General features: G+C 70.8%; 13 protein-coding genes. 8 read left to right on the top strand and 5 right to left on the bottom strand.

Annotation, left to right across the window (positions count from 1 at the left end; genetic code table 11):
- The first annotated feature begins 184 nt into the window (after positions 1-184).
- Together ggt and ACZ5CR_RS16230 are read left to right on the top strand one after the other, a co-directional pair.
- The gene (gene ggt, locus ACZ5CR_RS16225; protein WP_468857827.1) at positions 185-1,996 is read left to right on the top strand and encodes a gamma-glutamyltransferase; all 1,812 of its coding nucleotides are present in this window, start codon (positions 185-187) and stop codon (positions 1,994-1,996) included.
- Positions 1,997-2,192: 196 nt separating this feature from the next.
- Positions 2,193-2,453, top strand: coding sequence for a helix-turn-helix domain-containing protein (locus ACZ5CR_RS16230; protein WP_389900916.1), 261 nt, complete (start codon positions 2,193-2,195; stop codon positions 2,451-2,453).
- Positions 2,454-2,472: 19 nt separating this feature from the next.
- On the opposite strand, the gene ACZ5CR_RS16235 is transcribed toward ACZ5CR_RS16230, so the two are convergent.
- Both ACZ5CR_RS16235 and ACZ5CR_RS16240 read right to left on the bottom strand, forming a co-directional pair.
- Entirely contained in the window at positions 2,473-3,324 is an 852-nt protein-coding gene (locus ACZ5CR_RS16235; RefSeq protein ID WP_468857829.1) for an NmrA family NAD(P)-binding protein, read from the bottom strand.
- On the bottom strand, positions 3,321-3,821 hold the full coding sequence (locus ACZ5CR_RS16240) for a nuclear transport factor 2 family protein (protein WP_468857830.1): 501 nt from the start codon (positions 3,819-3,821) through the stop codon (positions 3,321-3,323). The genes ACZ5CR_RS16235 and ACZ5CR_RS16240 overlap by 4 nt, the downstream gene beginning before the upstream one ends.
- A gap of 59 nt (positions 3,822-3,880) precedes the next feature.
- On the opposite strand from ACZ5CR_RS16240, the gene ACZ5CR_RS16245 reads away from it, so the two are divergent.
- The 6 genes from ACZ5CR_RS16245 to ACZ5CR_RS16270 all read left to right on the top strand — a co-directional run bounded on the left by ACZ5CR_RS16245 (position 3,881) and on the right by ACZ5CR_RS16270 (position 11,280).
- Positions 3,881-4,549, top strand: a complete 669-nt coding sequence (locus ACZ5CR_RS16245; RefSeq protein ID WP_468857831.1) for a TetR/AcrR family transcriptional regulator — start codon at positions 3,881-3,883, stop codon at positions 4,547-4,549.
- Positions 4,550-4,705: 156 nt separating this feature from the next.
- Positions 4,706-6,478, top strand: coding sequence for a hypothetical protein (locus ACZ5CR_RS16250; protein WP_468857833.1), 1,773 nt, complete (start codon positions 4,706-4,708; stop codon positions 6,476-6,478).
- A gap of 192 nt (positions 6,479-6,670) precedes the next feature.
- Positions 6,671-7,513 (top strand): nitrilase-related carbon-nitrogen hydrolase, encoded by an 843-nt coding sequence (locus ACZ5CR_RS16255; RefSeq protein ID WP_468857835.1) that lies wholly within the window; start codon positions 6,671-6,673, stop codon positions 7,511-7,513.
- Entirely contained in the window at positions 7,510-8,793 is a 1,284-nt protein-coding gene (locus ACZ5CR_RS16260) for an aspartate aminotransferase family protein (protein ID WP_468857837.1), read from the top strand. Before ACZ5CR_RS16255 ends, ACZ5CR_RS16260 begins: the two co-directional genes overlap by 4 nt.
- A gap of 51 nt (positions 8,794-8,844) precedes the next feature.
- The gene (hydA, locus tag ACZ5CR_RS16265; RefSeq protein WP_468857838.1) at positions 8,845-10,248 is read left to right on the top strand and encodes a dihydropyrimidinase; all 1,404 of its coding nucleotides are present in this window, start codon (positions 8,845-8,847) and stop codon (positions 10,246-10,248) included.
- A 15-nt stretch (positions 10,249-10,263) separates the two neighbouring features.
- A complete protein-coding gene (locus ACZ5CR_RS16270; protein WP_468857840.1) occupies positions 10,264-11,280 on the top strand; it encodes a TIGR03842 family LLM class F420-dependent oxidoreductase in 1,017 nt (338 codons plus the stop codon).
- Here the strand turns inward: ACZ5CR_RS16270 and ACZ5CR_RS16275 are convergent.
- Genes ACZ5CR_RS16275 through ACZ5CR_RS16285 form a run of 3 tightly spaced genes read right to left on the bottom strand, consistent with a single transcriptional unit; the run spans position 11,261 to position 12,701 of the window.
- Positions 11,261-11,965: an endonuclease/exonuclease/phosphatase family protein gene (locus tag ACZ5CR_RS16275; protein WP_468858221.1), complete on the bottom strand. Its 705-nt coding sequence runs from the start codon at positions 11,963-11,965 to the stop codon at positions 11,261-11,263. The two genes, ACZ5CR_RS16270 and ACZ5CR_RS16275, sit on opposite strands and share 20 nt — an antisense overlap.
- A complete protein-coding gene (locus ACZ5CR_RS16280; protein ID WP_468857842.1) occupies positions 11,966-12,106 on the bottom strand; it encodes an endonuclease/exonuclease/phosphatase family protein in 141 nt (46 codons plus the stop codon).
- A 49-nt stretch (positions 12,107-12,155) separates the two neighbouring features.
- Positions 12,156-12,701: a YceI family protein gene (locus ACZ5CR_RS16285; protein ID WP_468857844.1), complete on the bottom strand. Its 546-nt coding sequence runs from the start codon at positions 12,699-12,701 to the stop codon at positions 12,156-12,158.
- Positions 12,702-12,853: the final 152 nt, after the last annotated feature.

Consider the following 12,853-nt stretch of genomic DNA (forward strand, 5'->3'; position numbering starts at 1 on the left):
GTACGGGCGAGCCAGCCCAGCACGGCACCGAGGCCGGCCGCGATCAGGCCGAGGACGATAGTGCGCACGTCTTCAGTCATGGGGGCGCATGCTAGCGGTCTTTAGGACCGGTGTTCGAGGAGGTCCTGACGTGGTGGGGGTCCCGAAGTTACGCTGCGCGGACGGTTGCTGACTGGAGGTACGAATGCGTCGTGCTGTCGTACGGAATCTGACGCTATTGGCGGTCGGAGGGGTGTTGGTGTCGGTCGGAGCGGCGGTGCCCGCTTCGTCTCCGCGCTCGGCTGAACCGGCCTCGCCGTCCCCGGAGAAGACGCCGCTGGCCGTCGGCTACGGCGGTGCCGTCTCCAGCGTCGACGCGGACGCGTCGGCCGCCGGGATCGAGGTCCTCAAGAAGGGCGGCAACGCGGTGGACGCCGCGGTCGCCACGGCGGCGGCCCTCGGCGTGACGGAGCCCTACTCCTCGGGTGTCGGGGGTGGTGGGTACTTCGTCCACTACGACGCCAAGACCCACAAGGTGAGCACGATCGACGGCCGCGAGACGGCCCCGCGCACCGCCGACTCCGGCCTCTTCCTGGAGAACGGCAAACCGATCCCCTTCGCGGACGCCGTCACGAGCGGCCTGGGCGTGGGCACCCCAGGCACCCCCGCGACCTGGCAGTCCGCGCTCGACGCGTGGGGCAGCAAGCGGCTCGGTACGCTCCTGAAGCCCGCCGAGCGGCTCGCGCGCGACGGGTTCACGGTGGACGGGACCTTCCGCTCGCAGACCGAGTCGAACCAGAAGCGGTTCGCCGACTTCCCGGACACGGCCGAGCTGTTCCTGCCCGGCGGCGCGCTGCCCGTGGTCGGCTCGACGTTCAAGAACCCCGATCTCGCGCGTACGTACGCGGAGTTGGGGAGCAAGGGCGTCGGGGCGATGTACCGGGGCGGCATCGGCAAGGACGTGGTACGGACCGTGAACAAGCCGCCCGTCGACCCGGCGTCGGGGCGCGTGGTGCGGCGCGGTGATCTGTCCACGAAGGACCTGAAGGCCTACGGGGCGAAGAGGCAGGCGCCGACGAAGACCTCGTACCGCGGGCTCGACGTCTACTCGATGGCTCCCTCGTCCTCCGGCGGCACGAGTGTCGGTGAGGCGCTCAACATCCTTGAGCGGACCGACCTCTCGAAGGCCTCGAAGAAGAAGTACCTGCACCGCTACATCGAGGCGAGCCGCGTCGCCTTCGCCGACCGCGGGCGCTGGGTGGGGGACCCCGCCTTCGAGGACGTACCGACGAAGGAACTGCTCTCGCAGAAGTTCGCCGACTCGCGGGAGTGCCTGATCCGTGACGACGCGGTCCTGAAGAGCCCGCTCGCGCCGGGGGATCCGCGCGATCCGGCCGCCTGCACGTCCGGTGACAAGGCCGCCCCGACCACGTACGAGGGGGAGAACACGACGCACCTCACGGCCGCCGACAAGTGGGGCAACGTCGTCGCGTACACCCTGACCATCGAGTCGACGGGCGGCAGCGGGATCACCGTGCCCGGACGCGGCTTCCTGCTCAACAACGAACTGACCGACTTCTCCTTCGCGCCGGCCGACCCGGCCGTGCACGACCCGAACCTGCCGGGTCCGGGCAAGCGGCCCCGGTCCTCGATCGCGCCGACGATCGTCCTGGAGAAGGGGAAGCCGGTGGTCGCGCTCGGGTCGCCGGGCGGCGCCACGATCATCACGACCGTCCTGCAGACCCTGACGGGGTTCGTCGACCGGGGTCTGCCGCTCGTCGACGCGATCGCCGCGCCGCGCGCGAGCCAGCGCAACGCGGCACAGACCGAGTTGGAGCCCGGCCTGTGGGACAGCCCGGTGCGGGCCGACCTGGAGGCGATCGGGCACTCCTTCAAGCAGAACCCCGAGATCGGGGCGGCTACCGGCGTGCAGCGGCTGCCGGGCGGTAAGTGGCTCGCCGCGGCGGAGAAGGTACGTCGAGGTGGCGGGTCGGCGATGGTGGTGCGGCCCGGCTGACGCGGGCGGGGATCGGGCGGGCCGGGCGGGCCGGTGAGGGCCCGCCCGGCAGGCGCGTTCGGCGGGCGCGTTCGGGGTGCCGCGCGGTTCTGTGCGCATCGCGACGATGGACGGGCCTGCCTTGAGTCCCCTCGCGCCAATTACTATACCGGTATGAGAATAGTTTTCTGGCCGGGGTTCGGACTAGACTGACGCCATGGTGCGCACCCCCTTGACCCCAGAAGAGCACGAACGCGGCGAGCGTCTCGGTCGGCTGCTGCGTGCGGCGCGCGGTGAGCGGAGCATGGTGGAGGTGGCCGCGAGCGCCGGGCTCTCCGCGGAGACGCTCCGGAAGATCGAGACGGGGCGGGCCCCGACGCCCGCGTTCTTCACCGTGTCGGCGCTGGCGGTGACGCTGGGTCTCTCGCTGGACGAGGTGGCTCAGGCATGCGTGCTGATGCCGCTCGCCCCCGTGTGAGGGCCGCCGACGTCATGCGTCATGGCGTCGGGGACCACTCGGCGGCGTGCTCGGCGGCGAAGTCGGCGAAGCTGCGGGCCGGTCGGCCGGTGACCCGCTCGACGGTGGGGTCCACCCGGTCCTCGGACCCGTGCGCGATGTCGTCGTCCATGGCGGCGAGCACGCGGGCGAACGCCTCCGGTATCCCGGTGGCGATGAGCCGCTCGCGGAGGTCCGCCACCGGGACGCAGCGATGGCGGATCTCGCGCCCCGAGACCTTGGAGACCGCCTCCGCGACGTCCGCGTAGCTGAGCGCCCCCGGGCCGGTGATCAGGTGTGCCGCGTTGTGCGGTCGCTCGTCCGTCAGGGCCCGTACGGCGACGGCGGCGATGTCGTCCGCGTCGACGAACGCCACCCGCCCCTGCCCGGTGGCCGTCACGATCTCGTCCGCGGCGCGGATGTTCTCGATGTGGGGATGGCCGGGAGTGACGAAGTTCTGCATGAACCACGAAGGGCGCAACACCGCCCACTCAGGGGCCAGTTGACGCAGTGTGCTGTGGACCTCCCCGGCGCCGGGCCCGCCCTCGGCGATGGCGGACGAACTCAGGAGCACGAAGCGGCGCACGCCCGCGTCCAGTGCGCGCTCCAGGAACGGCACCATGAGGCGGGCGGGCTCGGCGTCCCCGATGGGCGGCACCAGGTAGACGCCGTCCGTGCCCGTGAGGGCGGGGCCGTGGGTGGCGGGGTCGGCCCAGTCGAAGCGGACCTGGTGGGTGCCCGGGGCGGGGGTGCGGCTGCCGACGCTGACGGACGTGCCGTGGTCGCCCAGGGCGGTCGCCACGCGGCGGCCGGTGGTGCCGGTGCCGCCGGTGATGAGGAAGCGCATGGTCATCGGGTCTCTCCGGAGCGGGTCTCTCCGGAGCGGGTCTCTCCGGATCGGGTGGCGCCGACGGGGATCTCGCCGTCGAAGGCATCGGCGGCAAGGGCGCCGTTCCAGTAGTCGCGAAAGCGCGTGATCCGCCCGTCGTGGACGGTGACGACCTGGATGTACGGCATGTCGAAGGGGCGGCCCGTGGCGACCGCACGCCCTGTGCCGCGCAGCTCGACGACGATGGTCTCGGGGTCGTCGGTGCGGTGGACGGTCAGGTCCTCGAAGCTCCGCAGGTCGATGTGGTCGGGGTAGTCGGCCATGTAGTCGCGCACGGCGTCGCGGCCGACCATTCGGTGCGGGGCGCCGGGGAGTGCGAAGGGGAACTCGAAGACTCCGTCCGGCGCCCAGAGGGCGACCCAGCCGTCGATGTCCTTGGCGAGGAGGAGGTCGAGGGAGCGGGTGAACACGTCGGTCGCCGAGGGGCGGGTGGTGGGAGGTGCTGCGGGGTGAGGCGTCATGCTGGCGACGTTAACCTGACCCTGGGTCCGTTTACAAGTACCGGACCCCGGGTCGACTTATGCTGGAGTCTGCCCGTCCCGCACGTCCCGCCCGTCCCACTCACCCAGGAGGAACCATCACCGCCCGCAAGGAGAGAGCCGACTCCGTCCGCAACAGGGCCGCGCTGTTGGCCGCCGCCGCCCGGCTCTTCCAGGACGCCGAGGACCCCGACAGCGTCAAGATGGCCGATATCGCCCAGGCCGCCGGTGCCGGGAAAGGCACGGTCTTCCGGCACTTCTCCGACCGCCTCGGCCTGGTCAGAGCCCTGGTCGTCGAGGAGACGCAGGAGTTGCGGGAGCAAGTCGTCGGTGGACCGCCGCCGCTGGGCCCCGGCGCGCCGGTGGGCGAGCGGCTGCCCGCACTCATGGCCGCACTCCTCGACCTCAAGTTGAGCCAGCGAGCGCTGATGCTCGCCCTCGACCGGGCGGGGACCGGTAGCCCTTACCTCAATCCGGCCTACGACCTGTGGCACTCGGAAGTGGCCGGGATGCTGGTCGGCGTGCAGGGGCCTGAGGGTGCCGACTATCTCGCGCACGTCCTGCTCGCCGCCGTCCGCAGTGACCTGGTCGAGCATCTGACCAGCCAGGGCGCGAGCCCCGGACAGCTGCACGCGGGGCTACGGCGACTGTGTGCCACGGTTCTCGCCCGTGGTGTGGGTGGTGCGGATGGGGCGGAAGGTGAGGTGTGAGGCGCCGTGGAGTGGCCGGGAAAACTCCGTGTAGTCGTCCCGTAACACGACTGGTGTTATCTTCCGGACCGGAAGTCTCCCTGTCTTCATGGGGCGGTGCTGGCTCGGATGGCGGTAGGACAACTCCCCGATCATGTTCGGGAGTTCGCGAGATACTTGAAGAACCTCCAGGCGCAGCTGGACCCGGGCGCCGGGTGGTGCGGCGTGTTCTGGTCCCGCGACCCCGCCGGGATGCAGGCCTGTCTGGACGGCGCGGAAGTGCCTCCCTGGGATGTGATGGAGGCGCTGCTGCGCGATCTGGCCGCGGGGCGCGGAGCGCGGGCAGCCGAACGCGAGGCGGGCCTCGCGCGGGAGCTGCACAGTGCGTCGCTGGCCGCGTACGACGCGCGGCCCGGTGGGCGCGGGCAGCTCGGTGAGCGCCTCGACATGATGCTCACCGAGCAGCGGTTCGCCGTGGAGCGGCAGGCGGACCTGGGCCGCTCGCTCGCGGCCGCGGTCGCGCCGGACGAGGTGGAGCGGCTCAGCCGTGATCTGGCCTGGTCCCGCGACGACCACGAGCGGGCGACCGCGCGGTGCGCGGAACTCCGTGAGCGCATCGAGCGGTTGGACCGGGCGGATCGCCCGCAGTGGGTCGACTTCGGCACTCCGCTGTCGGACGACTTCGCGGGTCAGGAGGCGGACGACTTCGAGGCCCACACGTCCGGTGGCTTCGACGCGCTCGCGTCGGGCGGCCTCAGGGGCCGGTCGGTGGGGGACTTCGGAGCCGAGGAGTTCGACGACTCCGGCGAGCATGAGGCGACCCCGTTCGGGGTGTCGACCTCCTTCAGGGCGCGGGGTGCGGACGGCTTCGAAGCCACAGCCGCGGGGTCCGCGGGGGGTGGCCCCGACGCTCACGCGTCGGAACGTGCCCCCCGGACACGGGAGTTCGGGGTGCCCCCGGCCGATCAGAGCCCCTCGGTTCCCGACTCCCGCACGCTCTCCGTCGACTCCGACTCCGACTCCGACCCCGACCCCGGATCGGACTCCGGCTCGGCCGACTCCGGCTCCGCCTCGGGGCCTGGAGCCGCCTCGGACTCCGACAGCACGCCGCCGCCCCGCGAGACCCCCCGCGTCCCGAGGCAGGGCCGCAAGTCACGCGACGTGTTCCGCCGCCCGCGCCTCCCCCGAGGCGCCCGTTTCGCGGGGTTCACCGGGCCGGGCGTGGACGCTGACGCGGACAGGGACGGAGGCACGGACGGGGACGAGGACGGGCACGCGACCGGGACCGACGCCGTCCCCGTGCCGGAGACGGCCGTGCGGCCGCGTGCCGCGAGCAGACCGCGCGGCGCGCGGTTCGCGCACGCCGCCGGGCCGGGCGGCGCCGATGAAGCCGTGAGCCGTGAAGTCGTCGCACCGGACCGCGAGGCCGAGCAGGCCACCGCCGAAACCGTCGCCGCCCTGGTGCGGCTCCGCGGTGAGGGCCGCAGCGGCGAGGCGCACGGCGTACTCGTCGAGGCGGCGGGCTGGCCGGCGTCCCGCCTCCCCGCGCTCGCCGGTGAGCTGCATCGCGCGGGGCTCGGCGCCGACTGGTCGACGCTGCTCTGGGAGGCCGCCTCGCTGCCGCCCGAACCGCTCGTCTCGCTGGCCGACGCGCTGGCTTTGGCAGGCCGCGCCGACGACTGCCGCAAGCTGCTGCGGCAGGGTGTCGCACGGCCCGCCCCGGAGATCGCGGAGGCGGTGCTCGCGCTGATGGACGAGGGACGCGAGCGCGAGGCCCGCGCCCTGCTCGACGCCTATCTGCGCGTCCGCACTCCCGAGGACGTGGCCAGCTGCGCGCACACCGATCCGTACCGCCTCATCCCGCTGCTCCTCCAGGCTGCCCAGGGGGTGTCGGACGAGCGCCACTGGGATCTCGTGCACGCGCTGCGCGTTGCCGGATTCAGCGCCTGACGGGCTCGCTCTGTCTGTGCCTGTCTGTGCTTTCTCGCCCGGTTCTCGTCCGCTCGGGTGCGAAACATGATCGACTGCGCCGGTTAACGGCGATGGTCTTGCCCCGCCCGGCGACGAGGCTTACGTTTTCTGCTCTACGCATCAAGTCTACGGGCGTAGAAGCTCTCTGACGTCCCGTCGAAGGAGCAGCTCATGGCCAACGTCGTACGCGCCGCACTGGTCCAGGCAACCTGGACAGGCGACACCGAATCCATGATTGCCAAGCACGAGGAGCACGCCCGCGAGGCGGCCCGCCAGGGTGCGAAGATCATCGGTTTCCAGGAAGTGTTCAACGCCCCCTACTTCTGCCAGGTGCAGGAGGCCGAGCACTACCGGTGGGCCGAATCGGTGCCGGAGGGACCCACGGTCACGCGGATGCGGGAACTCGCACGCGAGACCGGCATGGTCATCGTCGTCCCGGTCTTCGAGGTGGAGCAGTCCGGGTTCTACTTCAACACCGCCGCAGTGATCGACTCCGACGGCTCGTATCTCGGGAAGTACCGCAAGCACCACATCCCCCAGGTCAAGGGCTTCTGGGAGAAGTACTACTTCAAGCCGGGCAACGCGGGCTGGCCCGTCTTCGACACGGCGGTCGGCAAGGTCGGCGTCTACATCTGCTACGACCGCCACTTCCCGGAGGGCTGGCGGCAGCTCGGCCTGAACGGCGCCCAGATCGTCTACAACCCCTCGGCCACCTCCCGCGGCCTCTCCGCCTACCTCTGGCAGTTGGAACAGCCCGCCGCGGCCGTGGCCAACGAGTACTTCATCGCCGCGATCAACCGCGTGGGCGTCGAGGAGTACGGCGACAACGACTTCTACGGAACGTCGTACTTCGTCGACCCGCGGGGACAGTTCGTCGGCGAGACCGCGAGCGACAAGGCCGAGGAACTCGTGGTCAGGGACCTGGACCTGGGGCTGATCGAGGAAGTACGCCAGCAGTGGGCGTTCTACCGGGACCGCCGCCCCGACGCGTACGAAGGGCTGGTACAGCCGTGAAGGACCTCCACGCCCGCCACCGGGCCGTCCTGCCCGAGTGGCTCGCGCTCTACTACGCCGACCCGCTGGAGATCACCCACGGCGAGGGCCGCCACGTCTGGGACGCGGACGGCAAGCAGTACCTCGACTTCTTCGGCGGCATCCTCACCACCATGACCGCCCACGCCCTGCCCGAGGTCACCAAGGCGATCAGCGAGCAGGCCGGACGGATCATCCACTCGTCCACGCTCTACCTGAACCGCCCGATGATCGACCTCGCCGAGCGGGTCGCGGGCCTCTCCGGCATCCCGGACGCCCGCGTCTTCTTCACCACGTCGGGCACCGAGGCCAACGACACGGCCCTGCTCCTGGCCACCGCGCACCGCCGCTCGAACCAGATCCTGGCGATGCGCAACAGCTACCACGGCCGCTCCTTCACGGCCGTCGGCATCACCGGCAACAACGCCTGGTCGCCCACCAGCCTCTCGCCGCTCCAGACGCTGTACGTCCACGGGGGCGTGCGCAGCCGAGGGCCGTACGCGGCACTGAGCGACGCCGAGTTCATCGAGGCCTGCGTCGCCGATCTGAAGGACATGCTCGGCCAGACGCGCGGGGGAGTGGCGGCGCTGATCGCCGAGCCCGTCCAGGGGGTCGGCGGCTTCACCTCGCCTCCGGACGGTCTGTACGCCGCCTTCCGCGAGGTCCTGCGGGAGCACGGCGTCCTGTGGATCTCCGACGAGGTGCAGACCGGCTGGGGACGCACGGGCGACCACTTCTGGGGCTGGCAGGCGCATGCCGCCGCAGGACCGCCGGACATCCTCACCTTCGCCAAGGGCATCGGCAACGGCATGTCCATCGGCGGCGTCGTGGCGAGTGCCGAGGTCATGAACTCCCTGGACTCCAACTCCATCTCGACCTTCGGCGGCTCACCGGTCACCATGGCGGCAGGCCTCGCCAACCTCACGTACCTCCTGGAACACGACCTCCAGGGCAACGCGCGGCGCGTCGGCGGTCTGCTCATCGAGCGGGTGCGTGCCATCTGCGCCCAGCTGCCCGTCGTACGCGAAGTGCGCGGCCGGGGCCTGATGATCGGTGTCGAGCTGGTCGACCCCGAGACGGGCGAGGCCAATCCGCGGGCGGCCGCCGCCGTGCTCGAAGCGGCCCGCGAAGGCGGACTCCTGATCGGCAAGGGCGGCGGCCACGACACCAGCGTCCTGCGCATCGCCCCGCCCCTCTCGCTGACCGTCACGGAGGCGGAAGAAGGGGCGTCGATCCTCGAACAGGCCCTGCGGAGCGCCTAGTTCACGAGCCTGCCCACAGGAACGTACGAGCATGAAAGGGAGCGCCCCATCATGAGTACCCGCACCCTGATCCGTGGCGGACTCGTCATCACCGCCGCCGAAGAGACCCATGCCGATGTGCTGATCGAGGACGGCCGGATCGCCGCGCTCGCGGCGCACGGTTCGGGCGCCGCGGAGGCGTGGACCGCTGACCGCGTCTTCGACGCCTCCCACAAGTACGTGATTCCGGGGGGAGTCGACGCGCACACGCACATGGACTTCCCGTTCGGCGGCACGTTCTCCTCCGACGACTTCGAGACGGGCACCCGGGCCGCGGCCTGGGGAGGCACCACCACGATCGTGGACTTCGCGGTGCAGAGCCGGGGGCAGGCGCTGCGCGCGGGCCTTGACACCTGGTACGCCAAGGCGGACGGCAAGTGCGCGATCGACTACGGCTTCCACATGATCCTCTCGGACGTCAACGAGAAGTCCCTGAAGGAGATGGACCTCCTCATCGAGGAAGGGGTCAGCTCTTTCAAGCTCTTCACGGCGTATCCGGGCGTCTTCTTCAGTGACGACGGCCAGATCCTGCGGGCGATGCAGAAGGCCGCGGGCAACGGCGGGCTGATCATGACGCACGCGGAGAACGGACTCGCCATCGATGTACTGGTGGAGCAGGCCCTCGCCCGGGGCGAGACGGACCCGCGCTACCACGGAGAGGTGCGCAAGGCGCTCCTGGAAGCGGAGGCGACGCACCGGGTGATCAAGCTCGCCCAGGTGGCGGGGGCGCCGGTGTACGTGGTGCATGTGTCGGCGCAGGAGGCCGTGGCCGAGCTTGCCAGGGCCCGCGACGAGGGTCTGCCGGTGTTCGGGGAGACCTGTCCGCAGTATCTGTTCCTGTCCACGGACAACCTCGCGGAGCCCGACTTCGAGGGTTCCAAGTACGTCTGCTCGACACCGCTGCGGCCGCGCGAGCACCAGGCCGCGCTCTGGCGCGGATTGCGCACGAACGACCTCCAGGTGGTGTCGACCGACCACTGCCCGTTCTGTTTCGTGGGGCAGAAGGAGCTGGGCCGCGGCGACTTCTCCAAGATCCCGAACGGCCTCCCCGGCGTGGAGAACCGCATGGACCTCCTGCACCAGGCCGTGGTCGACGGGCACATCAGCCGCCGGCGCTGGATCGAGATCGCCTGCGCGAGCCCGGCCCGGATGTTCGGTCTGTACGGCAAGAAGGGCACGATCGCGCCGGGCGCGGACGCCGACGTCGTCATCTACGATCCGGCCGCCGAGCAGGTCATGTCGGCGGACACGCACCACATGAACGTGGACTACTCCGCGTACGAGGGGAAGCACGTGACCGGCCAGGTGGAGACGGTCCTGTCGCGGGGCGAAGTGGTCATCGACGAGCGGAAGTTCACCGGCCGGGCCGGGCACGGCGCCTATGTCCCGCGCGGCACCACTCAGTACCTCGGCTAGGAGAGGCGACGCACCATGGACTTCGGACTCGTCCTGCAGACCGATCCGCCGGCCGCACAGGTCATCAGCCTGATGAAGCGGGCCGAGCGCAATGGATTCGGCTACGGCTGGACCTTCGACTCGGCGGTGCTCTGGCAGGAGCCCTTCGTCATCTACAGCCAGATCCTGGCCAACACCGACCGGCTGATCGTCGGCCCGATGGTCACCAATCCGGGCACCCGCACCTGGGAGGTGACGGCCTCCACGTTCGCCACGCTCAACGACATGTACGGCAACCGCACCGTGTGCGGCATCGGCCGCGGCGACAGCGCGATGCGGGTGGCGGGCCGTACGCCGAACACCCTCGCCCGGATCAGCGAGTCGATGAAGGTCATCCGCTCGCTGGCCTCGGGCGGGGAGGCGGACCTCGGCGGCACCACGATCCGCTTCCCCTGGATCAAGCCGGACGCCCAACTCCCCGTGTGGATGGCCGCGTACGGACCCAAGGCGCTGAAGATGGCGGGCGAGGAGGCCGACGGCTTCATCCTCCAGCTGGCCGACCCGTATCTGACGGAGTCGATGGTGAAGGCGGTCCGGGACGCGGCCACGGCGGCGGGCCGCGACCCGGCGTCGGTGAAGATCTGCGTCGCGGCCCCCGCGTACCTCACGCAGGACGACTCACCCGCCGCGCTCGCCCACGCCCGCGAGCAGTGCCGCTGGTTCGGCGGGATGGTCGGCAACCACGTGGCCGACCTGGTGGCGAAGTACGGCGCACACTCGGACCTGATCCCCGAGGCCCTGACCGAGTACATCAAGGCCCGCGAGGGCTACGACTACTCCCACCACGGCCGCGCCGACAACCCCGACACGGCCTTCGTCCCCGACGGCATCGTGGACCGCTTCTGTGTGATCGGCACCGCGGAGCAACACATCGCGAAACTGAGGGAGTTGAAGCGTCTGGGAGTGGATCAGTTCGCCCTGTACGCGATGCATGACGCCCGTGAAAGCGTCATCGACGGGTACGGCGCCAAGGTCATCCCCGCCCTGTCGTGAGCAGCCCCACCTCCAGGTCGGCGACGACCCCGTAGTGGTCACTGGCCCACACACCGTCGGCTGGCTTGTCGAAGGCGAGGTCGGCACTCCGCACGCGGGCGAAGGCGTTCGGGTGCGCGTGCGGTGAGCCGACGAAGACGTAGTCGAGCCGGCGGCGGTGGCCGGGCTGACGCACCAGGAGCTCGATGTCCTCGGCCGCGTTCGGGTTGTCGGCGCTCCAGGTGTGCCCCGGACCTGAACCCGCGATCTCCCACGCGTCGTGGAAGTGGGTACCGCGACCCGAGAGTGATTGCCGACCGGTCAGATAGCGGACGCCGGCGGAGTCGGGGTCCGCGTTGAAATCACCGGCCATGATCGTGGGCAGGGCCGTGCGGTGCCGGGCGTCCAGATCGCTCAGGGCCAGCACCTGCCGCTCCCGCTGCGCTTCTGCCTCGAGCCGGAACGACGTCGTGGTCGCGATGAACAGGACGTCACCGAGGCCGGGCAGCGGCACGAGGGCGGCCGGCGTGAGCCACGGGACATCGGGCGCGTCCGTGCCGCGCTGATCGAGGACTTCGACGATGCGGTGCGGCCACCGCGTCGCGATCGCCGTGCCGCCGTACCGGTCCGCGTAGGGCGGAGCCGTCGCGGTGGTCTGCGACTGGTGGGTGCCGTGCAGCCCCGTCCCCTCGATCAGGGCGGGCAGTTAGTCCGGCAGGACCTCCTGGAAGGCGACGAGATCCGGCGCGAGCCGCGCCAGTTCGGCATTGATCAGCGCCTGCCGGGCGGCGGCGTCGCCGCGGGTGTTCCATACGTTCAACGTCACGACGCGCAGTCTCGTCGTCATCGGATTCCTCTCCACGGGTGATCCAGGGGCGCGATGGCCATGGTCGCTGTCATGGCTGCCGGATCGCGATGACGTCGAACTCCAGCGTCACCTTCGGACTCACGAGAACCGAGGTCGCGGCGTTCCAGTTCACGCCCCAGTCCTTGCGGTTGATCGTGACGCTGCCCAGGAAGCCGACCCGGAAGTCGCCCTGCGAGTCCATCTCGGCGGCGGTCAACTCGACGTCCATGACGACCGGTTGGGTCACACCTCGCATCGTCAGGCCGCCGGTGACCTTGTAGGTGGTCGCGTCGACCGGCTCCACCTTGGTCGAGACGAAGGTGATGACCGGGTGGCCGTCCGTGTCCAGGAACCTGCTGCGAAGCTGATCGTCGCGCTGCTGATGGTGGGTCTGGAGGCTCGTCGCCCGGATCGTGAGGCGTGCGATGGACTTCGACGGCTGATCGCCGTCCAGGTACGCGCCGCCCTCGTACTCCTCGAACTCCCCACGCACCCTGGTGGACATGGAGTGCCGGGCGACGAAGCCGATCCGGGTGTGGGCGGTGTCGAGGACGTAGGCGCCGGACAGCTCGCCGAGGCTGATCGTGGTGGACATGGTGGTCACTCCTGGAGGGGGGGGAAGAAGGGGCGGCGGTGCGAGTGCCCGGACGGTTGAGGCGCGTACGCGCGGCGGGGGGGGGGGGGGGGGGGGGGGGGCCGGGCCCCCCCCCCCCCCCCCCCGCCCCCTCCCCCCCGTCCCCCCCCCCC

Source organism: Streptomyces sp. NPDC031274 (assembly GCF_055570235.1).

Coding starts and splice junctions, on each gene's coding strand:
- ggt (WP_468857827.1), top strand. CDS start 185: ATGCGTCGTGCTGTCGTACGGAATCTGACGCTATTGGCGGTCGGAGGG.
- ACZ5CR_RS16230 (WP_389900916.1), top strand. CDS start 2,193: ATGGTGCGCACCCCCTTGACCCCAGAAGAGCACGAACGCGGCGAGCGT.
- ACZ5CR_RS16235 (WP_468857829.1), bottom strand. CDS start 3,324: ATGACCATGCGCTTCCTCATCACCGGCGGCACCGGCACCACCGGCCGC.
- ACZ5CR_RS16240 (WP_468857830.1), bottom strand. CDS start 3,821: ATGACGCCTCACCCCGCAGCACCTCCCACCACCCGCCCCTCGGCGACC.
- ACZ5CR_RS16245 (WP_468857831.1), top strand. CDS start 3,881: ATGCTGGAGTCTGCCCGTCCCGCACGTCCCGCCCGTCCCACTCACCCA.
- ACZ5CR_RS16255 (WP_468857835.1), top strand. CDS start 6,671: ATGGCCAACGTCGTACGCGCCGCACTGGTCCAGGCAACCTGGACAGGC.
- hydA (WP_468857838.1), top strand. CDS start 8,845: ATGAGTACCCGCACCCTGATCCGTGGCGGACTCGTCATCACCGCCGCC.
- ACZ5CR_RS16270 (WP_468857840.1), top strand. CDS start 10,264: ATGGACTTCGGACTCGTCCTGCAGACCGATCCGCCGGCCGCACAGGTC.
- ACZ5CR_RS16280 (WP_468857842.1), bottom strand. CDS start 12,106: ATGACGACGAGACTGCGCGTCGTGACGTTGAACGTATGGAACACCCGC.
- ACZ5CR_RS16285 (WP_468857844.1), bottom strand. CDS start 12,701: ATGTCCACCACGATCAGCCTCGGCGAGCTGTCCGGCGCCTACGTCCTC.